We start from the raw sequence: 22902 nt of genomic DNA, 5'->3' as shown, positions 1-22902 counted from the left end.
TTTTAAAGTATATGTTTAAAGGCCTCCATACCAATGGGGGCTTTTTAATTAAAGAATTGGCAATAAACATAGATATTTCATCCATATCAATTTAAAATATTTCAATAGAAAACTATGTCTATTAAAATATTCTAAAATAAATGATAGAAATGATGCATTGTTTTCAAAAAACGTGTATATTTGTCCAAATTAAATTTATATATAATGAATAAAGGAACTGTGAAATTCTTTAACGACTCTAAAGGATTTGGATTTATTACAGACGAAGAATCAAACAAAGAATATTTTGTACATGCAAATGGTCTTGTTGATGAAATTAGAGAAAATGACGAAGTTACATTTGATCTAGAAGAAGGAAGAAAAGGATTAAATGCAGTAAACGTGAAACAAGCTTAGGCTTAGTTTATATAGTTACTATACTTATGAAAGTTTTAGCCTTACACATTGTGTAAGGCTTTTTTTTTGTTTATAATTTCCAAGAACGGTATCATAATTGCAATTTTATTCAAAACAAAAATTATTAAAAATCTAACATTTCAAATTGCCCGTTCAATGAACCATTATATAACTTTGGTATTAGTAATGGCATTTCTATTTATTAATTCGAACATTTTTGGATCTACTACTTCTATGAAAGTTACAGACAGTTTACATTATACCAACAAAACTATTCCCAAAACCATATCAAATGAAGCTTTAAAAGCGCTATCCTTTTATCCGGAATTGAAGGATACCCAGATAGAGATTAGATTTAAAGACAATATTAAAAAGTCTTTTATGCAAGCTCAACCTGGATTTTCAAGTTTGTTCAAGAAAAAGAGCAAGAGAAAATATTATATTCTTATTGGAAAGAATTTTGTTATAGATGGTGAAGAAATTGAGGTAACAGATATTCCTTCTGATGTTCTCGTGGGTTGGATAGGACACGAATTAGGTCATATTATTGATTATAAAAATAGAAGCGGCTTTAATCTTATCACTTTTGGAATGAGTTATATCACTTCTAAAAAGTTTTTAATGAATGCTGAAAGAGCTGCAGATACTTATGCAGTAAATCACGGAATGGCAGATTATATACTTGCCACAAAAGACTTTATTCTTAGCCATGCCGGATTATCTGAAGAGTATAGAGAAAGGATTAAAAGACTTTACCTTTCTCCTGAAGAGATCTTAGAGATCGTTGAAGAAATTAAGGAATAACCCTTTATAGCTATTGTTTAGCTATAAAGGCTTCCCATTCTGCAAATTTCTCTTCGTTCATAACACGTTCCATTTTTACCTGCCCACCTTTTTTCTTGTTAGCGCCGTTCCATGCGTAAAAAAGATCTGGAGAAATGGTTTTAACCTTTACTCCTTTTAAAGCTTTAGAACGTGCAACCTTATAATTCTTATTAGCATTCATCAAGGCATTATCCAGAAATTCTGCAAGATCCTTTTCGTCTTTATCAGAGTTTGTTCCCAGATACCAAGAGTGATAGAATTCTCCATCGATCCTCTTAGCAGATAAGGTAAATTCTGGAATTTCCATATCAAATTTTTCTTCCAGTTCCTGTACAGCATCATTCATTTTATTTACAGAAAGCTGAGATCCAACTACGTTTAGGAAAAATTTAGTTCTTCCTGTGATCTTGATCTCATGCTTCTCTATATCTGTAAATTTTATAGTATCCCCAATCAAATATCTCCATGCACCAGAAACCGTACTAATTAAAAGTATATAATCTTCTTCTTCTTTTACTTCGGAAATAGAGATCACAGGGGCATTATCTGTTATAGAACCATCTTCATTTACGTATTCTGCTTTAAATGGAACAAATTCAAAATAAATTCCATTATCCAATACCAATTTCATAGAATGTGTATCAGGTCTTTGCTGATATGCTAGAAATCCTTCTGAAGCCAGATAGGTATCTATAACCACAATTGGATGATCTAATAAGGCATTGAAACTTTTTGAATATGGCTCGAAGGCTACACCTCCGGAAGTATATACTTGTAAGTTTGGCCAAATATCATGAATGTTGTTAACTCCATGGTATTCAATTACTTTTTTCATCATAAGTTCCATCCACGAAGGAATTCCGGATAAAGCTCCAATATCCCAATTTTTGGCATTCTCTGCGATCTTCTGAACGCGTTCATCCCATTCATCAATTTTTGCAATCTCTACTCCCGGCTTATAAAAACTTCTAAACCAGAAAGGAATGTTACTGGCAGATATTCCACTTATTTCTCCTTCCTGATGGTCTCCTTCTGTTTGTAGATCTGTAGAACTTCCTAACATCATGATCTCTTTTTCAAAGAAATCTGAAGGTAGATCAAAGTTGCTTAGTGCACTTACTTGCTTAATACCAGATTGCCTAATAGCATCTACCATGTCTGTGGTTACCGGAATTCTTTTGCTTGTTTTTCCTGTAGTTCCAGAGCTTAAGGCAAAATATGGAGGTTTTCCAGGCCAAGTTACATCCTCTTCTCCCTCATGCATCTTACTCCACCACTGCTCATTAATTTTGTTATAGTCAAAATAAGGCACTTTTTCAGCAAATGTTTTTGCTATGTCTTCAGATTCTAAGATCGCTTCAAAGTCATAATGCTTACCAAAGGCGGTATCTTTAGCTTTCTCTAATAATGATTTTAATACATCTTGTTGTGCTTCGGTAGCGTTTGGATCTGAAATGATCTTATCTCCAAGATCAATCAACCCTTTTATTAATGAACCTATTATTGCCATGATTTATTTTTTTGGTAAGTATTAAACATAGCAAAAATGGAAAATCCTTTAAGGATAAACCACAAATTACCAATTTTTTAACCTTTAAAATCTACATTAGATTATGATGAAATTGTCATTACACATCGTTCTGCACACTTTTCTCCATCTATGGCCGCAGAAATAATTCCACCGGCATATCCTGCTCCTTCCCCGCATGGATAAAGCCCTTTTATCTCTACGTGTTGTAAGGTGTTATAATCTCTAGGAATTCTAACCGGAGATGAGGTTCTAGATTCTGGAGCATGAATAATGGCTTCTTCTGTCATATAACCTTTCATAGATTTTCCGAACTCCTTAAAACCAGATCTTAGAATCTGATGAATAAATTCTGGAAAGACGGTTCTTAGATCTGCAGAAGTAGTCCCCGGCTTATAAGAAGTTTCTGGTAATGAGTTAGAAACTTTTCCCTCTACAAAATCGGTTAACCGTTGCGCAGGAACCCTTTGAGTTTCTCCCCCTACGCTCCATGCAGTTTGTTCTATTTCCTGCTGAAAGTACATTCCGGCTAATGGAGAATTACCATATTTAGTAAAATCTGATAATTTTAATTCTACCACAATACCAGAATTTGCAGTAGGTTGATCTCTTTTACTTGGAGACCACCCATTGGTTACTACTTCTCCCGGACTGGTGGCACAAGGTGCAATAACACCACCCGGACACATACAAAATGAGTACATTCCTCTACCATTAATTTGCTTTACAATACTATATGGAGAGGGAGGTAAAAATTCACCCCTATAATCGCAGTTGTATTGAATTTTATCTATTAATTGCTGAGGATGCTCTACTCTCACTCCTAAGGCAAAAGGCTTTGCCTCTATCTTAATTGCTTTTCGCTCTAATAATTCAAACATATCTCTGGCAGAATGACCAGTAGCAAGAATTACATGATTCGTTTTAAAATGATCTCCATTTGCAGTTTTAATACCTTGAATCTCTTTATTATCAATAATTAGATCTGTTACTCGGGTTTCAAAAAGAACTTCGCCTCCATGTTCTATGATCTTTTCTCTAATATCTGCAATGATGGCCGGCAATTTATTAGTCCCAATGTGGGGATGCGCATCTACCAAAATATCAGATGTGGCTCCAAAACCTACAAGCAATTCTAAGATCCTATTTACGTCTCCACGCTTTTTAGACCTTGTATATAACTTTCCATCACTATAGGTTCCTGCACCACCTTCTCCAAAACAATAATTAGAATCTTCATCTACCACGTGTTCTATATTCAAAGCTTTAAGATCTCTTCTCCTTGTTCTTACATCTTTCCCTCGCTCTAATATAATTGGTTTTTTGCCTAATTCTATAACTCTAAGTGCTGCAAATAATCCTGCGGGACCTGCTCCAATAATGTAAACCGGATTTTCTTTAGAAACTTCAGGATACTCTGGAAGTGGTATTACTTTACCATCATATACTTCATTGATATAAATATCTACCTTCAGATTTATCTTTACACTCTGTTGCCTAGCATCTATTGATCTTTTAAGAATTTCAACATGGGTAATGTCTTTAGAGTTTAGACGAGCCTGTTTAGCAACTTCTATATGAAGCAATTCCTGGGTTGCCGCAATCTCCGGACTTGTTCTTAATTGAAAATTCTTTATCATGAAAATAGCTATTTGGCAAAATTAGCACTTTAAGTTTTGATTATCCAATTCTTAGGATCACTTATACCTATGTTAAAATAATCTCAAAAAATACGTTTACTTCTCTGAAAATTAAAATATAAACTCTTATTTTGCTTGTTCATTTTGTATCTTAAAGCCTACCCAAATTATAAAAATTCCTACTTATGATGAATAACTCCTCCCGATATCCCATGATTTCTTATGACGAAGCAAGCCCTGCCGTTCAAGCAATTTATGATGATACTAAAAAAACCTTACAACTTCCCTTCGTTCTAAACTGGTTTAAATGCCAAGGTGATAATGCCACACTTCTAAAAGGAAATTGGGGAAAATTGAAAAATACCCTAATGGAAGGGGAAGTTCCTAACGTTCTTAAACAATTAATTATATACAATGTTTCTAAGGAACGCGGTTGCAATTATTGCTCCCATGCTCACGGAATCTTTGCAGACAGCATGAGTGCGATGATTAGTGAAGAGGATGGGTTTAAAGCTACAGAAAGTTTAAATTCTCCATCTATGCCAGTTAGTTATAGAACTGCTGTAAATGTAGTTACTAAAGCTGCTTTAGACCATAAAAATATAAGCAATGAGGATTTTCAAGAATTAGAAAATGCCGGATTTAGCAACACTGAAATTCAAGAGCTTATGGCTCAGGCAGATCTTGTAAACATGCTTAATACTATTGCAGATGTATCTGGAATTAAGATAGATAATGAGCTATTGGAGACATTAGACTAACTCCTAATGGCTTCAATAACAAACAATACCTCTCAACTCTACAGGATTACTTATGAGGCTTATTCAAAATTTGCTAATAACATAAGTAGATGCACCAGTTTGAAAGAAGTTGGTGAGATATCTCGTACGCATCTTAAATATCTTTTAAATTTTCATATTATAAGATTATCTATACAGGAAGATGATAAATATCTATTCTTTAGCATAGCTGGAAATCAGGTGATTTATGATTTAAAAGAGCAAACGCAAATCTTAAATCATGAAAAAGATCTTTTAGAAAATGAGATTCCCTTATTAACAAAAGATATCCCGCATGAATGGATAGATGAGTATATGGAATCAAATCAACTCATAGAGCCTTCTCTTTGGGGATGGCTCTTTAAGAAAAATGAACGGAAAATTGCGATAACCCTTATTTCTGATAAGAATAAACCGTTTAATACCGGTGATGTAGATATTCTAAAACTAGTTGTAGATTGTTTTGAAGCTAAATTTCATGAGATCTATCTGTCTCGACTTCTAGCAATAAAGAATAAATCTCTAACCAAAGCATTGAACACCATTCAGGAAAAAAATGATCAAATTCAAAAGATCGTTGAGAATCAACAACAGATCATAGAAGATAGAACTAAGGAAATTGTAGAGAAGAATAAAAAGTTATTGCATATTTCTGCTATAAATGCTCATAATGTAAGAGAGCCTCTTTCGAGGATTCAGGGCTTAATTCAGTTATTTGATGTTTTTGATGATCAACAAATAAGAACAGAAGTAATACCTAAATTAGAGAAATCTGCAGAAGAAATGGACCATGTATTACAAGATGTAATTAGCATGGCCACTAATGAATTATCTGAATTAAAAGCCGAAAGAACATGAATTCTATATACCTGGTAGACGATCAGCCAATAACCAATTTTATTACTAGAAAATTACTTGAGGTTGAAGGGATCACTTCAAAAATCAAAGAATTTACCAATCCTTTAATAGCGTTAGAAGAATTGGAAATAGATCAAGACCCATTTATCTTTCTGGATCTAAATATGCCTGAAATGACAGGTTGGGAATTTTTAGATAATCTCAAAAGAAGTAATCGCTTTCCTAAGATTGTTATTTTAACTTCTAGTACAAGTGAGTTAGACGTTTTAAAAGCAAAAGATTATCCATGCGTTATAGATTATATCATAAAACCCTTTAGCAAGTTGAAATTCTCCAAACTTTCTACCCATCTTTGTACTTCACTATAAACAAAAATTACCTGTACAATCTTTTTAATGGAAGTAAAACCAGATCATCGCGCCTTAATTGAACTTGCCCATGCAAAGATGTATTTTGGAAAATACAAAGACAGATATTTGTCTGAACTTCCTGAATTCTATCTAATCTGGTTCCGTCAAAAAGGCTTTCCTAAAGGTAAATTAGGAAATCAATTATTACAAGTAACAGAACTTAAAGTGAATGGTATGGAACAAATCCTTCGCAACATAAGATCAAAATACCCTAAATACTAACAACTTCCTTTCTGTAGATCAAGCATTTACTTTCAGTAATATTCACTTTGATTTTACAAGTATTTTTATTTTCTTCTTTGTAATTTAGCGCCCTGAATCAACAACACAATAAACACTTCAAAAATGGGCGAAACCAAGTATATTTTTGTTACCGGTGGGGTTTCTTCTTCCTTAGGAAAGGGAATTATAGCTGCATCTTTAGCAAAATTATTACAGGCGCGTGGATTTAGAACCACGATTCAGAAATTAGATCCTTACATCAATGTAGATCCTGGTACTTTAAATCCTTATGAACATGGAGAATGTTATGTAACAGAAGATGGTGCAGAAACAGATCTCGATCTTGGTCATTACGAACGATTTTTAAATGTTAATACTTCTCAGGCAAATAATGTTACAACCGGAAGGATTTATCAAAGCGTAATAGAAAAAGAAAGACGCGGAGAATTTTTAGGTAAAACCGTGCAGGTAGTCCCTCATATTACCAACGAGATTAAGGAACGTGTTCAGATCTTAGGAAAAAGTGGTGATTTTGACATCGTTATTACAGAAATAGGTGGTACTGTTGGAGACATAGAATCTCTTCCTTATATAGAGGCTGTAAGACAACTTAAATGGGAATTAGGCGATGAGAATGCGCTGGTAATTCACCTCACTTTAGTGCCTTATCTAGCTGCAGCAGGAGAATTAAAAACAAAACCTACCCAGCACAGTGTAAAAACATTAATGGAAAGTGGAATTAAAGCTGATATTCTTGTTTGTAGAACAGAACATGAACTTTCTGATGACATCAGAAGAAAGCTTGCAATTTTCTGTAATGTAAGACAAGAAGCGGTAATTCAGTCTATTGATGCTTCTACCATTTATGATGTGCCAAACTTAATGCTAGAAGAAGGTCTAGATACTGTTGTTCTCAAAAAACTTAATTTACCAGACGATACTACGCCTAATTTAGAACACTGGAATAATTTCTTAGATAGACATAAAAATCCAAAATCTGAGATCACAATAGGGCTGATAGGAAAATATGTAGAATTACAAGATTCTTATAAATCTATACTGGAAGCTTTTATTCATGCCGGTGCCGAGAATGAGGTAAAGGTGAATGTAGAAAGCATCCACTCAGAGTTCATCAATGAAAATACCATCAAAAATAAGATTGCTCATTTGGATGGAATTTTGGTGGCACCAGGATTTGGAGAACGTGGTATTGAAGGAAAGATCGATGCTGTAAGATATGCAAGAGAAAATAATATTCCTTTCTTCGGAATTTGCCTTGGAATGCAAATGGCAGTAATAGAATTTGCTCGTAATGTTCTTCAGCTTAAAAATGCGAATTCAGCAGAAATGGATCCGGAAACCAAACATCCTGTTATTGATATTATGGAGGAGCAGAAATCTGTTACTCATAAAGGAGGTACTATGAGGTTAGGTGCATGGGCTTGCGATTTATCTGAAGGTTCTAAGGTTAGAGAGATCTACGGTCAGAATACTATTAATGAAAGACATAGACACCGCTACGAGTACAATAATAAGTACCAACCAGAATTAGAAAAAGCCGGCTTGAAAAGTACCGGTATAAATCCGGAAACTGGATTGGTAGAAATTGTAGAACTAGAAGACCATCCTTGGTTTATTGGAGTGCAATACCATCCAGAATATAAGAGTACTGTAGCTACTCCACACCCACTTTTTATAGCCTTTATTAAGGCGGCATTAGAGTATTCTACTCAAAAAAAGAATGCCAAAGTGACACAAAGCAACTAAATGGTCATTTTTTTGACTACGTAATTCACAGCAAGCAAGCTGTTCGCAATAGCATATTTATTTTATAACATGGAAGAAAAAAAGTTTGACGTACAATCCCTAATAGGATTTTTACTAATTGGTGCAATTTTATTATGGATGTTGTATAACAACTCCTTTGAAGATAACACAGAGGAAAATCCAAAAATAGCGACAGAGCAAATAGATGCTCCTGCTAATGAGGATTTTGAACAAAATGATATTAGCAATAACACGCCTCAAGATTCTGCAGCAGTAGCTGCTTCTCGTAAAAAACTGGGAGAATTTGGATATTCCTCATCTTTGGCATCTGCAACCAATAATACTACCACCATCTCTAATGATGTTTTAGAGTTGAAGATTGATAACAAAGGTGGATATATTTCTGAAGCAAGGTTGGTTAAATTTAAAACCTATGATTCTATTCCTGTTTACACTATAAAAGATGGTAATGCTTCTTTCAATATCAATTTTACAACGAGAGATGGGAAAGTAATTAACACCCAAGACATGTACTTTGAGCCTACAGTTACTCAAAGTGGTGAGAATAAGGTGATATCAATGAAGTTAAAGGTTTCTCCAGATGAATTTTTAGAATACAGATATGTTCTTAAGCCGGGAGAATACATGATGGACTTTACAGTTAGATCTCAAGGTTTAAATGGGGTTATTAATGGTTCGTCTCAAATTGTTATGGACTGGAAGCTAAAAGGATATAGACATAGTAAAAGTATTCCTTATGAAAACAGATATACAGAATTGTCTTATGAGCATAATGATGGCGACGATAGCGATGTTGGAAAAGGTAAGCTAGACGAAGAAGATGCAGAAGATGTAACCTACATTGCTTATAAACAACACTTCTTCTCCTCTATTCTTTTAACAGACACTCCATTTGAAAGAGCAGATTTTATATCTAAAGATCTAGTTGAAGATGAAGATATTGATACCGTTTATACCAAAGAATTTAGTTCTTCTGTACCTCTAGCCTTAAAAGGTGGTGAGCTTAATTATAACATGAATTGGTATTATGGCCCTACAGATTATAAGATCTTAAATGATTATGACCGTAATTTAGATGAAGTTGTTCCTTTAGGATGGGGAATATTTGGATGGATCAACAAAAATATATTCATACCGTTCTTTGCGTTCTTATCTGGATTTCTACCAAGTTATGGTATTGCAATCATTGTTATGACCATAGTAGTAAGATTGGTATTATCTCCTGTAACTTATAAATCTTATTTATCTCAGGCAAAAATGAAGATCCTTCGCCCAGAGATCAATGAGATCAATGAAAAGTACAAGGATAATCCTATGAAAAAGCAACAGGAAACTATGAAGTTGCAAAGTAAAGCTGGTGCTAGTCCATTAAGCGGTTGTTTACCGGCTTTAATGCAGATCCCAGTCTTCTATGCATTATTTCAGTTTTTCCCAAGTGCTTTTCAATTAAGACAGAAAGGGTTCTTATGGGCAGATGACCTTTCTAGTTATGATACTATTGCTCAACTTCCATTCAACATACCTTTTTACGGAGATCACGTTAGTTTGTTCCCTATACTTGCATCTATTGCCATCTTTGTTTATATGATGATGACCACTGGGCAGAATATGCAAAACGCTCAGCAGCCAGGAATGCCTAACATGAAATTCCTTATGTATCTATCTCCTTTAATGATGTTGATATTCTTCAACAATTATGCGAGTGGATTATCATTGTATTACTTCACATCTAACCTTATTACCATTGGTATTATGTTAGTAATTAAGTATGTAATTGTAGATGAAGAAAAGATTCATGCTAAGATTCAGGCAAACAAGAAAAAACCTAAAAAACAAGGTAAATTTGCTCGAAAGATGCAAGAAATGATGGAGCAAGCAGAACAACAAAAAAACGCTAAAAAATAAAATTTAGTTTCGTTATATTATCAAAGCCCGGCATTGCTGGGCTTTTTTTAGTTTCATATAGTTAAGAATTTAGACCTCTACTCTATAAATTCATGATCCATCTAATCATTAAAAAATGATAGAAAAATTATGTTCTCAACTTGATATTAATTGAACTCTCCTCATTTGAAAACGATTTATATTTAAAATTTAAATCGTTTGAACTTTGAGAAGAGAACCGTTTAGTTATTTAGAAATCTAATTGTAAAATTTTATCGATAGGCGGAAATTTGATGAATAGATAGTTATCTTAGAATATCGTATAACCATTTTCAAATGTACTTCTAAACTAACTTAAGCATAGTTATAATTATTACGATTTATTAAAAATATGTTTCATAAAAAGAAGCCTGACAATGCCAGGCTTCTTTTTATATATAATATAATATAATTTTACTATGCTGCAGGTAATAATACTTTATTTATAGCATGAATTACCCCATTATTGGCTTGTATACCTAAAGCTACAACAGTTGAAGTTCTGTCGCGTTCATCTATTATTGTAACATTATCTCCTGTATTTAAGGTAAGATCACCTGTCTCAAAAGTAATTACAGTAAATCCATCCATTATATCTGAAGATCTATAATTAGAACCAGATACCACATGATAACTTAGAATAGATGCAAGAAGATCTGATGGTACAACTTTTTAAGTTTTTATTACTTTATAAAAATAAATTAGTGAGCTTCGTGATTTTGTTTAATCGTTGTTAAGAATAATAAAACGGCTGAAAAAAATCTTTTAATATCTAATTGAATAATTACGCAACCAACTTAATTTCAAATTTTTACAAAATGATATTTAAACAACCAAGTGTATTAAACTAGATTTAATTGTTTTCTTAAACACCAAATTTTGTATAAATAATTCTTAATCGTTGGCTGCAATAATACGTTATACATATATTTACATCCCAAATCAAAATTTAAAAACATGAAAAAATTCTTAGTATTATTTTTAGCCGCTGCTGCATTACTGTCTTGTGATAAGGATGATGATAACAATAGTAGCGACAATAAAATCGTGGGTAAATGGTATTTATCTGAGATCAATAATAGCGGTACGTTAAATCTTCAGGTTTCAGAATGTAATGAAAGATCTTTTATAGAATTTAAAGGGAATCAAGATGCAAATTCTGAATACTATACTACAACAGACGGTGAATGTACTTTAGACTCTTCAAAGGAATCTGATTGGAGTGACCTAGGTGGTGGAAATTATTCATTCTATGTACCAGTAGAAGATATTGGACAGTTAACAGGAACTGTAGAATTCAGTGATGATAATACATCATTTAAGTTCTACCCTACCGTTTTTGCTACTCAACAAACTAATATCGTCTTTATTAAAAAGTAATTACATTAGATGTATATTACTAATAGGGCGGTATTTTTACCGCCCTATTTTATTTCGTAATTTTGCACATTCTTATCCGACAATTAAGGGATAAGAATATATTGATTATTGAAATCTCGAGTGAAGAAAATGAAGAAAAAAGTAGTAGTTGGATTATCGGGCGGTGTAGATTCTAGTGTTACCGCGTATTTACTTCAACAGCAAGGATATGAGGTTATAGGCTTGTTCATGAAAAACTGGCATGATGATACCGTCACCATTTCTGATGAATGCCCATGGTTAGATGATAGCAATGATGCGATGATGGTGGCAGACAAACTAGGAATACCATTTCAGACAGTAGACCTTAGCGAACAATACAAGGAACGAATTGTAGATTATATGTTCCGTGAATATGAAAGAGGTCGAACACCAAATCCAGATGTGCTTTGTAATAGAGAGATAAAATTTGATGTTTTTATGAAGATCGCGCTTTCTTTGGGTGCAGATTATGTCGCAACAGGTCATTATTGTAGAAAAGGAGAGATCGTAAAAAATGGCGAAATTACCTATCAACTACTTGCAGGAAAAGATGATAATAAAGACCAATCTTATTTTCTTTGCCAACTTACGCAAGAACAATTAGCTAAGACCTTATTTCCAATAGGGGAATTACAAAAGCCCGAAGTTAGAAAGATAGCTGCAGAACAAGATCTAATTACTGCTAACAAAAAGGATTCTCAAGGACTTTGCTTTATAGGAAAAGTAAGATTGCCAGAGTTCCTTCAGCAAAAATTGAAACCGAAAGAAGGAGTTATTGTAGAAGTAAGGTCAGAAATAGATCAATTTCTAGTGGAAGTTCCCGAGTTCAATTCGAAATTAGATGAATTGAAACACCTTTCTAATAAATTTAAATATTCTCAGCAAGACGGTGCTATAGTTGGTAAACATCAAGGCGCTCATTATTTTACTAAAGGGCAACGTAAAGGTTTAGCTGTGGGAGGAACACCAGAGCCATTGTTTGTTATAGATACAGATGTTGAAGAAAATATTATATATACCGGGCAAGGTAAAGAGCATCCTGGCTTGTTTAGAAAAGCACTGTTTGTGGCACCAGAAGAAGTACACTGGGTAAGAATAGATCTCGCTTTAAAACCAGAACAAGAAATGAAAGTGAAAGCGAGAATACGCTATCGTCAGGACTTACAAAATGCTACCTTATATCAAACAAAGAACGGACTTTATATAGAATTTGAGAAAGCGCAATCTGCAATTACCGAGGGGCAATTTGTGGCTTGGTATCTAGAAGATGAACTTGTAGGATCTGGAGTTATTTCTTAATCGGTCAAAATCCTGTGCATTTATAAAATTGCCACAAATCAACGAATATAAAATTATTATATTCGATGATTCGTGGCTTTTAAATTTAGACACTTCAAAGATCGAGATGATCTACACCTTAATAAAATGAAATATTAGATATGCAAAATAGAATCACAGAACTTTTTAATATTGAATACCCCTTAATTCAGGCGGGTATGATCTGGGCAAGTGGATGGAAATTAGCAAGCGCCGTTAGCAATGCAGGTGGATTAGGTATAATTGGTGCCGGTTCTATGTATCCAGAAGTTCTTAGAGAACATATTCTAAAGTGTAAAAAGGCCACTAATAAACCATTTGGTGTAAATGTTCCTATGTTGTATCCCGATGTAGAGAAGATCATGGAGATCATCATTAAAGCAGAAGTTAAGATCGTGTTTACATCTGCTGGTAATCCCAAAACATGGACAAATCACCTGCAAGCACACGGTATAAAAGTAGTACACGTAGTAAGCAGCGTTAAGTTCGCATTAAAATCTCAGGAAGCTGGTGTAGATGCAGTAGTAGCTGAAGGTTTTGAAGCAGGAGGTCATAATGGGCGTGATGAAACAACTACCCTTACACTTATTCCAATGGTTAAAGAGCAACTTGAGATACCACTAATTGCAGCCGGAGGAATTGCTAGCGGTAGAGGCATGCTTGCTGCTATGGTTTTAGGTGCAGATGCGGTACAAATTGGTTCTCGTTTTGTAGCGAGTAATGAAGCCTCCTCTCACCAGTCTTTTAAGGAACTTGTAGTGCAAGCAAAAGAAGGAGATACTCAATTAACTCTCAAGGAACTTGCGCCTGTGAGATTGCTTAAAAATAAGTTTTTTGAAGATGTTCAGGAATTATATCAACAGGCTCCAAGCAAAGAAGACCTAATAGAACTTTTAGGAAGAGCCAGAGCTAAAAAAGGAATGTTTGAAGGAGATCTTGTAGAAGGAGAGCTCGAGATCGGTCAAATTGCTGGTCTGATTCACGATATTAAATCAGCAGCACAAATTGTTGCAGATATCATCTCAGAATTTGAAACAGCTAAAAAAGAAATTAATCTTCTTTAACTGTTCCCATCCAATTCTTAGTATTTAAAAGTAATATCCTTTTCAATATCAGGATGAATACTTTGTAAAACAGGACATGTTCTTCCTGCGTTTTCCAAAATAGTTCTTTGCTTATCGCTTAGATCATCCCCCATAACAGCAATAAGGATCTTTATTCCAGAGATTCTTCTAGGATCTGCAGCCATAGTTTTAATAACTTCTGCAGTAGTTCCTTCTATATCTATCTCCATATCTCTGGCTTTAATACCCATAATGGTTAGCATACAGGAGGCAGCTGCCGTTGCAACGGTATCTGTTGGAGAGAATGCCTCTCCCTTACCTTGATTGTCTATAGGTGCATCTGTTATAAACTTGCTTTTGCTTTGTAAATGCTCACATTCTGTGCGCAAATCTCCTTTGTAAGTTACCTTTGAAGTCATCTTTTAATTAGTTTGCTACATTTAAATTTAAGTTCTCATCTAGCGCCATAATGTAAACTGCACTATTGTAAAAACCACCATTGGCTTTTTTCTTGTAATGAAACTCATTTTCCACATATTCTGTAATGATATTCTCTTGTACAGACTTTTCTAAAGTTCCCATTGCTCCCAATCTTAACAATACATCCAACGTTAGATCATAACCTCTAGTTGTATATTTATTAGGCAAATACCCATATTTTTCTTTATAAGCATCTATAAAAGAATCACTATTATTTTCATCAAATTCTTTATATTCTGAAGGGTAGTGAAACTTTAATTTCCCTAGATGCTCATTTAGTAGCACATCACTCTCAAAAGATTTATTCTTATTGGTAGTAAATAAGGTAATATTATTTTTTCTAGCCTGTCTAAACAATGCTGATGTTGCCGTACTAAGTAGTGCAACACTTTCAGATTCTAATATTACCCAATTCTCACGAGAGGTAGACATTAGAGATGCAAGTGAAGATTCTGTAACATTATTACCAGAAACGTTCACTGTTCTTGCATTGGGCATAGCATTCATCAGTTTACTCTTGGTAGCAGTATTGGCTCCATCTGCTATTACTATTACGTTCTTATCTTGAGAATTCTTTTGAAGATATGAGATCATAGCATCTCTTAACATATCATCTGTAGGCATAGATTGATATAGATTTGACATTGATCTTAGTTCTCTATTTGTCATTGGAGAGATCACTGGAATGTTCTTATTGGATAACAGCTGAGCAGCCTCTTCTGAAGTGGCTTGAAGTAGCGGTCCTATTACTGCATCCACATTACTAAAACTATTAGAATTGATAATAGAAGAAACACTTGATGTTTGTTGCTGACTGTCATAGATTTTCAAATTTGTAGAAATACCAAGATCTTTTGCTTTCTTAACAGCCATTAAAACCCCACTGTAGAAATCTAAAGATATTCTCATTACTCTATCGCTCTCCAGCACCTTTCCAGCATTCGAGGTAGAATCTATTCTAACCTTATTCAAGCCATAAGGCAACATTAAAACTATATTCTTTGTTTTGAAATCTTTGATCTTATTTTCTAAGCTTAAAGATTGTACTTTACTAGTTATGGCATTCTCTGCTTTTTCAGCTGGAACTTCTTTTAATTCTCTTCCATAAGCATCTTTAGTAGGCACTTTAAGAACCATTCCATATTTCAAACCATCTTTTAAAGCTGGGTTGAGCGCTATTAAGGAGTCTTGTTCTATTTGAAATCTTTTTGTTAAACTATATAAAGTCTCCTGTGGTTGAACTTCATAAAATTCAAATGCATTATCTGTAATGATCACAGGTTCATCTAATACATTAGTACCTACTTTAAGCATAATACCCGGCTGTAGCACATCTACTGTTGGATTTAAAGCCTCTAGCTCTGCAACAGTCATCCCATATTTTCTTGCTATTCCATATTTCGTTTCTTTAGGAATAATAATATGTTCTCTAGTCTTAGAGATCTGTGGAGTTTTAGCAGGACTTCTGGTTATTTCAGATTTTGGTTGAGATGGTACTTCCGTCTTTACGTTTCTAAATGGAGCTTTTCCAAATACAGGTATCTGAACCGTTTCTCCCTTCTGAAGTTCTTTTGAATATAATTGTTTATTATACTTCTTAATATCTTCAATGTCTACATTATATTGTTTTGAAAGACTGTATAATGTTTCTTTCTTTTCAACTTTATGCGAAGTGAAACTTACAGGAGAATTTTCTGCAACAGCGCTATTATTAACCGTATTATCCTCAACTACCGGAATTACTAGTTTGCTGGAAATCTGTATCCCATTCTTAGCATCTGGATTATATTTATAGATAGCAGCTTCACTAATTCCATATTTTTGCGAAATACTAAAAACAGTTTCCCCCGGAGACACCGTATGGTATTTATAAGCTTGCCCATAAGCGGTAGAAGTAACTACCTGGAAAAATAAACATAAAACAATTAAGTACTTCATTTTCGTGATTTTCATATTATTTAAAAAGCAGTATTCTCAAAACTTAACATCAAAAGTTCAAAGATATTCTACTCCCATTCTATAGTTGCTGGTGGCTTAGAGCTAATGTCATACACTACTCTATTAACGCCCTTAACACGATTTATTATATCATTTGAGGTCTTTTGAAGAAAGTCGTATGGTAGGTTTACCCAATCTGCGGTCATACCATCTGTAGATTCCACAGCACGTAAAGCAACTACTTTCTCATACGTTCTTTCATCTCCCATAACACCTACAGAGTTTACAGGAAGTAAGATAGCACCCGCTTGCCAAACCTTATCATACAACATCCATTCTTTAAGACCATTAATAAAGATAGCGTCTACTTCTTGTAAGATCCTTACTTTTTCTGCAGTGATATCTCCCAAGATTCTAATAGCAAGACCCGGGCCAGGAAAAGGATGCCTCCCTAATAATTCTGCATCTATGCCCATTTCAGCTCCTACTCTTCTTACCTCATCTTTAAATAACATCTTTAGAGGTTCTACAATTTTAAGTTTCATAAAATCTGGCAATCCACCAACATTATGATGAGATTTTATCGTGGCAGAAGGACCTCCAGAAACAGATACAGATTCAATCACATCTGGATAAATCGTTCCTTGGGCAAGGAATTTTACATCTTTAATTAAATGTGCTTCATCATCAAACACCTCTATAAAAGCATTTCCAATCTTTTTGCGTTTAGTCTCCGGATCGCTTATTCCGGCAAGAGCTGTTAAAAAACGTCCGGAAGCGTCTACTCCCTTTACGTTCAAGCCCATATCTTTATATTGATCTAGTACACTTTCAAACTCTCCTTTTCTTAATAGACCGTTATTAACGAAAATGCAGTATAAGTTTTTACCAATAGCTTTATGAAGCAATACTGCCGCAACGGTAGAATCTACTCCCCCACTAAGGCCAAGAACTACTTTATCTTCACCTATCTTTTCTCTTAATTCATCTACCGTCATATCCACAAAAGCATGAGGTGTCCAAGTTTGTGGTACATCTGCAATCTTTACAAGGAAATTTTCTAACAATTGCTTTCCATCTGTAGAGTGGTAAACTTCTGGGTGGAATTGAATGGCGTAGGTCTCTTCACCGTCAATTCTATACGCTGCATTTAGAACATCTGCAGTACTTGCCAATCTCACTCCATTAGTAGGTAGATCTTTTATAGTATCACTATGACTCATCCAAACCTGAGAGTTCTCACGAATACCATCAAATAGAAGTTCTGCATCTTTTATGATAGATAGATTAGCTCTACCATATTCTCTTGTTTGAGACGGTTCAACTTTCCCACCATGAAAATGAGCAAAATATTGAGCTCCATAACAAACCGCCAAAACTGGCAGTTTTCCTCTAATCTCAGAAAGATCTGGATGTGGAGCATCTTCTGCTCTTACAGAAAATGGACTTCCGGAAAGGATTACCGCTTTGTAAGTTGAAAGATCTTTTGGAGGATTATTATAAGGAAATATTTCACAGAAAATATTTAATTCTCTTACACGCCTTGCGATTAATTGCGTGTACTGCGAGCCGAAGTCTAAGATAAGTACGTTTTGTTGCATGCACAAAAGTAAGAATTTGAGGCAAAAATGAGTTAGAGGAAATCAATTTTTATATCTTTAAAAGAAAAATAATCGTCTTCTATGAAATACATTAGTGCTATCATCTTTGCAATTGCCATTGTTCTGGCTTCTTACTTCTTAGGAAATGCTTACGTAGAAAGAGCTCAGCCTAAAGGAGTCATCTCTGTAACAGGCTCCGGTAGTGAGAATTTCACTTCAGATCTTATAGTTTGGGAAGGTAAATTTAGCAGGACGTTTCCGAATCTAAAACAGGCCTTTGAAGACTTAGAATCTGACAAGGAAATAGTGAAACAATATTTAATTAGTAAAGGTATTAAATCTGAAAATATTGTATTTAACTCGGTACAGACCATTGAACAGCAGGAAAATCAATATCAGAATGGAAATTATGTAGGTAGCATCTTTAAGGGATACGAACTTAATCAATCTGTGAAAATTGAATCTGTAGATGTAGAATTAATTGAAAAGGTTTCAAGAGAAATTACAGAGCTTTTAAATAAAGGTGTTCAATTTAACTCTACTCCTCCTCGCTATTATTACACCAAGATCTCAGACCTGAAAATTTCTATGATCTCAAAAGCCACAGAAGATGCTAGATTAAGAGCAGAAAAAATTGCAGAGAATAGTGGTGGTTCCTTAGGCAAACTCAACAATGCGAGTATGGGAGTATTTCAGATCACAGGAAAAAACAGCGGTGAAGACTATAGCTGGAGTGGCGCGTATAACACACAGGATAAGAAGAAAACGGCCTCTATAACCATGAGATTAGAATACGAAATAGAATAGTTATATGGAAGAAACTGCATATTTAGAAAATGCGTGGGTAGAGTTAGAAAAAGGTATTTCAGAACATGGTCATCCATTTAGATTTTGCACGCTTGCAACGCTAATTAATAGGAACGAGATAAAACAGCGAACTTTAGTTCTACGAGGAATAACAGAAGATAGAACACTAATATTTTATACAGATTTCAGATCAGATAAGGTAACTCAGGTATTTAATAATGCTGGAGGAAGTTTACTTTTTTACCATCACGATAAAAGCCTGCAACTTTCTCTTCAAGGTAAAGTGAGTATACATACTAAAGATGCTCTTTATAAAGAAAATTTAGAACGTATAGATAAAAAAGCTGCAAGCGACTATAATACTGTGTTACCGCCAGGTACTACGCTTAAAAAGCCTATTTATATAGAACGAGATTCAAGGATAAACTTTTGCATTCTCGAATTTAGAATTACATCTATAGACTACCTTCAGCTACATAAAGATTCAGACCATACAAGGCTTATTTTTAATAGAACTATTAATACATGGCAAGGAGATTTTGTAGTTCCTTAGAACGCTAGAACTCTAAGCACCTCAATTTAAGACATAAAAAAACTCCTTAGTTTCCTAAGGAGTTTAAAAAGGGTGGAAGACCGGGTTCGAACCGGCGACCCTCGGTACCACAAACCGATGCTCTAACCAGCTGAGCTACAACCACCATTTATTCGCGGTTGCAAATGTATATCATTTCTACATTTCTACCAAGAAAAAAATAAAATTAAATTAGGTCAAAAATGGAATCTACTGCTACATAGCGTTCTACAGTGAATCCTTCAGCATGATCTGTACCAATTATCCTACCTAAATCACGCGCTCTGTAGGTAATACTATCTAAAAAATTATCGCTAGAGATGGGAGTTTTAGGCTCTGAGCTATCCTTATCATAGAACTGCGTCTTATACGCTTTTACAGACTTTAGCTTTACATCCATAAACCCTGAAATATCTACTACTACATCCGGTACCAAGTTTTTCCATTGTATATAATGAAAAACCTGTTTAGGTCTCCAAGCCTCTTGTTCCCCATTTTCATCTAGAGTCTCTATTCGGCGTAATCCACTTAAAAAACAAGCATCACTCACAAGTTTAGAGCCTTTACCGTGATCTATATGCCTATCTTCTATAGCGTTACAAAAAACTATTTCTGGTTTATATTTTCTTAAAATCTCTATGATTTTTAGTTGATGCTCTTTATTATTTTCAAAAAAACCATCACTAAAACCTAGATTTTCTCTCACCGATACTCCGAGAATTTTTGCAGCACTTTCTGCCTCTTCCCTTCTTGTTATCGCAGTACCTCGAGTTCCTAATTCTCCTCTGGTAAGGTCTAGAATTCCTACTTTTTTTCCTTTGGATATTTCTTTAGCAAGTGTTCCAGAACAACTTAATTCTACATCATCTGGATGTGCACCTATAGCTAAGATATCTAATTTCATATATAAAATTTTACTTACAAATTGGTCGACTTAGACACTTAACCTTTCAACTCTTTTAGCGCTTGCTCAATATCAGCTATAAGATCTTCCTTTTCTTCTATCCCAACAGAGAATCTTAGAAGGCCGTCTCTTATACCTTGTTTCTCTCTTTCTTCCGGAGTTAACAATGCATGAGATGTTTTTGTAGGTGAAAGAATAGTAGACTCTACCCCTGCCAAACTCATAGAAGATTTAATTAGTTTTAATTTTTTCTGAAATAAATCTGCATCTAATCCTTCCCTTAGCTCAAAAGACATCATTCCTCCAAAACCATGCATCTGAGATTTTGCTAACTTATGATCTGGATGAGATTTTAAACCCGGATAATATACCTGACTAATATCTTCATGCTTTTCTAAAAATTTAGCCAATTTCTTAGCATTCTTATTCTGAGCCTTCACACGAATTCCCATTGTCTTTAAACTGCGTTCTAATAACCATACGGTATAATCACTTAAACTTCCTCCAAAGTTCTTAGCCATCTGAAAAATAGTATTGATATGCTCTTCAGAAGAGATCACCGTTCCTGCTAAAATATCACTGTGCCCACCCATGTATTTGGTTGCAGAGTGAATAACTATGTCTATTCCAAAATCTATAGGATTTTGATTCACCGGAGAAGCAAATGTGTTATCTATCATACTTACCAAGTTATGTTCTTTAGCAAGTTCCGCAACCGCTTTAATATCGGTAACGGTTAATAGTGGGTTGGATGGAGTTTCAATATAGATCACCTTTGTGTTATCTTGAATCTGGGCCTTGAAACTCTCAATCTTAAGATCTTCTGTAAACGAATATTCTATTCCAAATTTCTCAAACTCTTCTACCACTAAGTTACTAGTTCCACCATAAAGCGTATTTTGAAGCACCACGTGATCTCCTTTATGTAAAAAGGCGAACATAGAAGTACTTACCGCCGCCATTCCACTTCCGAAAATTAGCGCTGCTTCGCCATGTTCTAAAGCGGCCATTTTTTTTGCTAGCGCCACTTGGTTTGGAGTATTAAAATATCTTGGATATCTCTTTACCTCAACATCTTCAAAGGCATAAGAAGTAGACATAAACAATGGAGAAATGGCTCCTTTAAACTGAGTATCTACCAGCTCTCCTGTATGTGTACATATTGTATTAAGACCTAATTTATTCTCTTTCATAAATATTGATTCTTTTGTAATTGCAAATTTTCATCCAAGGTAAAAAGAATATTAGTACGCTTGCAAAATTTATTGCGCTATGAGATAAGGCAATAGCTCCGGGAATTATAATGAAGCTAAAGTTAAACTTGTTTTAAAGTAAGCCCAAAGTAGAGTAAGCGACCTACTAATGATTAAATTTATATTCTTAAAAAAAATTGAAAATGAGCGAAGTAAAAGCATATGCTGCGCAGTCTAGCACTGCAGATTTAAAACCTTTTGATATTACTAGAAGAGAAATCACTGAAGAAGATGTTGAAATAGATATTCTGTATTGTGGGGTTTGTCATTCTGATATTCATACTGTAAGAAATGATTGGAAAAATGCAAAATATCCATCTGTACCCGGACATGAGATTATTGGTAGAGTAGTAAAAGCTGGTAAGAATGCCAGCAAATTTAAAGAAGGAGATCTTGTAGGGGTAGGATGTATGGTAGACTCCTGCCAGCATTGTGACTCCTGTAAAGAAGGTTTAGAACAATATTGCGAGAACGGTGCTACCTATACTTACAATAGTCCGGATGAGCATTTAGGTGGCCACACTTTTGGTGGTTATTCTGAAAAAATAGTAGTAGATAGAAAATTTGTATTACAGGTTCCAGAAAATCTTGACATTAAAGCGGTAGCTCCTCTGTTGTGTGCAGGAATTACCACGTATTCTCCTTTAAGACAATGGAATGTGAAGAAGGGTGATAAAGTTGGAGTTATTGGTCTAGGAGGATTAGGACATATGGGAATAAAATTAGCGAACGCTATGGGAGCTCATGTGGTGATGATAACCACTTCTCCAGATAAAAGTCAGGATGCTAAGAAATTAGGAGCTGCAGAAGTTTTGATCTCTAAAGATGAAAAAGAGATGGATAAACATAAGAACTCTTTTGACTTTTTACTGAATACAGTTCCTGTTGGTCATGATGTGAACCCTTATATTGCTTTGTTAAAAAGAGATGCAACTATGGTACTTGTTGGAGCAATAGAACCTTTAGATCCAATTCATGGAGGTGGATTGATCGCCTCAAGAAAGAGAATAGCTGGTTCACTAATTGGTGGAATAGAAGAAACTCAAGAAATGTTAGATTTCTGTGGTGAGCATAACATAGTTTCGGATGTGGAGATGATAGACATTCAAAATATCAATAAAGCTTATGATCGCGTAGTGAAATCTGATGTAAAATACAGATTTGTGATCGATATGAAATCTCTTAAAAATTCTTAAT

General features: G+C 34.5%; 21 protein-coding genes, 1 tRNA gene and 1 pseudogene. 14 read left to right on the top strand and 9 right to left on the bottom strand.

The genetic code is table 11. From position 1 onward, the window contains the following. Positions 1-204 precede the first annotated feature (204 nt). A complete protein-coding gene (locus P163_RS11685) occupies positions 205-396 on the top strand; it encodes a cold-shock protein (RefSeq protein ID WP_006990139.1) in 192 nt (63 codons plus the stop codon). A 156-nt stretch (positions 397-552) separates the two neighbouring features. Continuing rightward, on the top strand, positions 553-1200 hold the full coding sequence (locus tag P163_RS11680; protein WP_231556190.1) for a hypothetical protein: 648 nt from the start codon (positions 553-555) through the stop codon (positions 1198-1200). Positions 1201-1210: 10 nt separating this feature from the next. On the opposite strand, the gene P163_RS11675 is transcribed toward P163_RS11680, so the two are convergent. Both P163_RS11675 and P163_RS11670 read right to left on the bottom strand, forming a co-directional pair. Further along, a complete protein-coding gene (locus tag P163_RS11675; RefSeq protein ID WP_034891287.1) occupies positions 1211-2731 on the bottom strand; it encodes a GH3 auxin-responsive promoter family protein in 1521 nt (506 codons plus the stop codon). 101 nt (positions 2732-2832) lie between these two features. Beyond that, positions 2833-4389, bottom strand: coding sequence for an NAD(P)/FAD-dependent oxidoreductase (locus P163_RS11670; protein WP_034891284.1), 1557 nt, complete (start codon positions 4387-4389; stop codon positions 2833-2835). A 185-nt stretch (positions 4390-4574) separates the two neighbouring features. Between P163_RS11670 and P163_RS11665 the strand changes: the two genes are divergently transcribed. The 6 genes from P163_RS11665 to yidC all read left to right on the top strand — a co-directional run bounded on the left by P163_RS11665 (position 4575) and on the right by yidC (position 10351). Beyond that, complete coding sequence (locus P163_RS11665; RefSeq protein ID WP_091265332.1) at positions 4575-5150, top strand: carboxymuconolactone decarboxylase family protein; 576 nt, start codon at positions 4575-4577, stop codon at positions 5148-5150. Between the two features lie 6 nt (positions 5151-5156). Beyond that, complete coding sequence (locus P163_RS11660; RefSeq protein WP_034891277.1) at positions 5157-6026, top strand: hypothetical protein; 870 nt, start codon at positions 5157-5159, stop codon at positions 6024-6026. Beyond that, positions 6023-6394 (top strand): response regulator, encoded by a 372-nt coding sequence (locus P163_RS11655; RefSeq protein ID WP_034891274.1) that lies wholly within the window; start codon positions 6023-6025, stop codon positions 6392-6394. Before P163_RS11660 ends, P163_RS11655 begins: the two co-directional genes overlap by 4 nt. A 27-nt stretch (positions 6395-6421) precedes the next feature. Further along, positions 6422-6658 carry a DUF3820 family protein gene (locus tag P163_RS11650; RefSeq protein ID WP_034891272.1) on the top strand — a complete coding sequence of 79 codons (237 nt, stop codon included), beginning with the start codon at positions 6422-6424 and terminating at the stop codon, positions 6656-6658. Between the two features lie 123 nt (positions 6659-6781). Continuing rightward, positions 6782-8425, top strand: a complete 1644-nt coding sequence (locus P163_RS11645) for a CTP synthase (RefSeq protein ID WP_034891269.1) — start codon at positions 6782-6784, stop codon at positions 8423-8425. 69 nt (positions 8426-8494) lie between these two features. Further along, positions 8495-10351, top strand: a complete 1857-nt coding sequence (yidC, locus tag P163_RS11640; RefSeq protein ID WP_034891266.1) for a membrane protein insertase YidC — start codon at positions 8495-8497, stop codon at positions 10349-10351. 435 nt (positions 10352-10786) lie between these two features. On the opposite strand, the pseudogene P163_RS11635 reads toward yidC, so the two are convergent. Continuing rightward, positions 10787-11017: pseudogene (locus P163_RS11635) on the bottom strand (fasciclin domain-containing protein); the annotation flags it as partial. A 309-nt stretch (positions 11018-11326) separates the two neighbouring features. Here P163_RS11635 and P163_RS11630 point away from each other — a divergent pair. From P163_RS11630 to P163_RS11620, 3 genes are all read left to right on the top strand, one after another. Further along, the gene (locus tag P163_RS11630) at positions 11327-11749 is read left to right on the top strand and encodes a lipocalin family protein (RefSeq protein ID WP_034891260.1); all 423 of its coding nucleotides are present in this window, start codon (positions 11327-11329) and stop codon (positions 11747-11749) included. A 108-nt stretch (positions 11750-11857) separates the two neighbouring features. Further along, a complete protein-coding gene (gene mnmA / locus P163_RS11625; RefSeq protein WP_262489658.1) occupies positions 11858-13069 on the top strand; it encodes a tRNA 2-thiouridine(34) synthase MnmA in 1212 nt (403 codons plus the stop codon). A gap of 140 nt (positions 13070-13209) precedes the next feature. Further along, positions 13210-14151 carry an NAD(P)H-dependent flavin oxidoreductase gene (locus P163_RS11620; RefSeq protein WP_034891254.1) on the top strand — a complete coding sequence of 314 codons (942 nt, stop codon included), beginning with the start codon at positions 13210-13212 and terminating at the stop codon, positions 14149-14151. A gap of 17 nt (positions 14152-14168) precedes the next feature. Here P163_RS11620 and P163_RS11615 read toward each other — a convergent pair whose 3' ends face one another. The 3 genes from P163_RS11615 to guaA all read right to left on the bottom strand — a co-directional run bounded on the left by P163_RS11615 (position 14169) and on the right by guaA (position 18170). Then, positions 14169-14570, bottom strand: coding sequence for an OsmC family protein (locus tag P163_RS11615; protein WP_034891251.1), 402 nt, complete (start codon positions 14568-14570; stop codon positions 14169-14171). Positions 14571-14577: 7 nt separating this feature from the next. Next, positions 14578-16569, bottom strand: a complete 1992-nt coding sequence (locus tag P163_RS11610) for a LysM peptidoglycan-binding domain-containing protein (protein WP_034891248.1) — start codon at positions 16567-16569, stop codon at positions 14578-14580. Positions 16570-16637: 68 nt separating this feature from the next. Beyond that, positions 16638-18170 carry a glutamine-hydrolyzing GMP synthase gene (gene guaA / locus P163_RS11605; protein WP_034891245.1) on the bottom strand — a complete coding sequence of 511 codons (1533 nt, stop codon included), beginning with the start codon at positions 18168-18170 and terminating at the stop codon, positions 16638-16640. 81 nt (positions 18171-18251) lie between these two features. Here guaA and P163_RS11600 point away from each other — a divergent pair, with 81 nt between their 5' ends. Together P163_RS11600 and P163_RS11595 are read left to right on the top strand one after the other, a co-directional pair. Further along, positions 18252-18977 carry an SIMPL domain-containing protein gene (locus P163_RS11600; protein WP_034891242.1) on the top strand — a complete coding sequence of 242 codons (726 nt, stop codon included), beginning with the start codon at positions 18252-18254 and terminating at the stop codon, positions 18975-18977. Between the two features lie 4 nt (positions 18978-18981). Then, positions 18982-19530: a pyridoxamine 5'-phosphate oxidase family protein gene (locus tag P163_RS11595; protein WP_051931233.1), complete on the top strand. Its 549-nt coding sequence runs from the start codon at positions 18982-18984 to the stop codon at positions 19528-19530. Positions 19531-19600: 70 nt separating this feature from the next. On the opposite strand, the gene P163_RS11590 is transcribed toward P163_RS11595, so the two are convergent. The 3 genes from P163_RS11590 to P163_RS11580 form a co-directional block, all read right to left on the bottom strand. After that, positions 19601-19676 (bottom strand) — tRNA-His (locus tag P163_RS11590). A gap of 59 nt (positions 19677-19735) precedes the next feature. Continuing rightward, positions 19736-20452, bottom strand: a complete 717-nt coding sequence (bshB1, locus tag P163_RS11585; protein ID WP_034891239.1) for a bacillithiol biosynthesis deacetylase BshB1 — start codon at positions 20450-20452, stop codon at positions 19736-19738. 38 nt (positions 20453-20490) lie between these two features. Next, the gene (locus tag P163_RS11580) at positions 20491-21645 is read right to left on the bottom strand and encodes a trans-sulfuration enzyme family protein (RefSeq protein WP_034891236.1); all 1155 of its coding nucleotides are present in this window, start codon (positions 21643-21645) and stop codon (positions 20491-20493) included. 203 nt (positions 21646-21848) lie between these two features. Between P163_RS11580 and P163_RS11575 the strand changes: the two genes are divergently transcribed. Then, on the top strand, positions 21849-22901 hold the full coding sequence (locus P163_RS11575; RefSeq protein WP_034891233.1) for an NAD(P)-dependent alcohol dehydrogenase: 1053 nt from the start codon (positions 21849-21851) through the stop codon (positions 22899-22901). The last annotated feature ends 1 nt before the right edge of the window (position 22902 follow it).

Origin of the sequence: Gillisia sp. Hel_I_29 (assembly GCF_000744275.1) — a bacterium.
Classification (GTDB): domain Bacteria; phylum Bacteroidota; class Bacteroidia; order Flavobacteriales; family Flavobacteriaceae; genus Gillisia.
Note: the sequence above shows the minus strand (reverse complement) of the source record. Positions and strands in the feature narration are given on the sequence as shown.

Bases quoted from the DNA above. Each gene is read 5' to 3' on its own strand.
- P163_RS11685 (WP_006990139.1), top strand. From the start codon at position 205: ATGAATAAAGGAACTGTGAAATTCTTTAACGACTCTAAAGGATTTGGA.
- P163_RS11680 (WP_231556190.1), top strand. From the start codon at position 553: ATGAACCATTATATAACTTTGGTATTAGTAATGGCATTTCTATTTATT.
- P163_RS11675 (WP_034891287.1), bottom strand. From the start codon at position 2,731: ATGGCAATAATAGGTTCATTAATAAAAGGGTTGATTGATCTTGGAGAT.
- P163_RS11670 (WP_034891284.1), bottom strand. From the start codon at position 4,389: ATGATAAAGAATTTTCAATTAAGAACAAGTCCGGAGATTGCGGCAACC.
- P163_RS11665 (WP_091265332.1), top strand. From the start codon at position 4,575: ATGATGAATAACTCCTCCCGATATCCCATGATTTCTTATGACGAAGCA.
- P163_RS11660 (WP_034891277.1), top strand. From the start codon at position 5,157: ATGGCTTCAATAACAAACAATACCTCTCAACTCTACAGGATTACTTAT.
- P163_RS11655 (WP_034891274.1), top strand. From the start codon at position 6,023: ATGAATTCTATATACCTGGTAGACGATCAGCCAATAACCAATTTTATT.
- P163_RS11650 (WP_034891272.1), top strand. From the start codon at position 6,422: ATGGAAGTAAAACCAGATCATCGCGCCTTAATTGAACTTGCCCATGCA.
- P163_RS11645 (WP_034891269.1), top strand. From the start codon at position 6,782: ATGGGCGAAACCAAGTATATTTTTGTTACCGGTGGGGTTTCTTCTTCC.
- yidC (WP_034891266.1), top strand. From the start codon at position 8,495: ATGGAAGAAAAAAAGTTTGACGTACAATCCCTAATAGGATTTTTACTA.
- P163_RS11630 (WP_034891260.1), top strand. From the start codon at position 11,327: ATGAAAAAATTCTTAGTATTATTTTTAGCCGCTGCTGCATTACTGTCT.
- P163_RS11620 (WP_034891254.1), top strand. From the start codon at position 13,210: ATGCAAAATAGAATCACAGAACTTTTTAATATTGAATACCCCTTAATT.
- P163_RS11615 (WP_034891251.1), bottom strand. From the start codon at position 14,570: ATGACTTCAAAGGTAACTTACAAAGGAGATTTGCGCACAGAATGTGAG.
- P163_RS11610 (WP_034891248.1), bottom strand. From the start codon at position 16,569: ATGAAGTACTTAATTGTTTTATGTTTATTTTTCCAGGTAGTTACTTCT.
- guaA (WP_034891245.1), bottom strand. From the start codon at position 18,170: ATGCAACAAAACGTACTTATCTTAGACTTCGGCTCGCAGTACACGCAA.
- P163_RS11600 (WP_034891242.1), top strand. From the start codon at position 18,252: ATGAAATACATTAGTGCTATCATCTTTGCAATTGCCATTGTTCTGGCT.
- P163_RS11595 (WP_051931233.1), top strand. From the start codon at position 18,982: ATGGAAGAAACTGCATATTTAGAAAATGCGTGGGTAGAGTTAGAAAAA.
- bshB1 (WP_034891239.1), bottom strand. From the start codon at position 20,452: ATGAAATTAGATATCTTAGCTATAGGTGCACATCCAGATGATGTAGAA.
- P163_RS11580 (WP_034891236.1), bottom strand. From the start codon at position 21,645: ATGAAAGAGAATAAATTAGGTCTTAATACAATATGTACACATACAGGA.
- P163_RS11575 (WP_034891233.1), top strand. From the start codon at position 21,849: ATGAGCGAAGTAAAAGCATATGCTGCGCAGTCTAGCACTGCAGATTTA.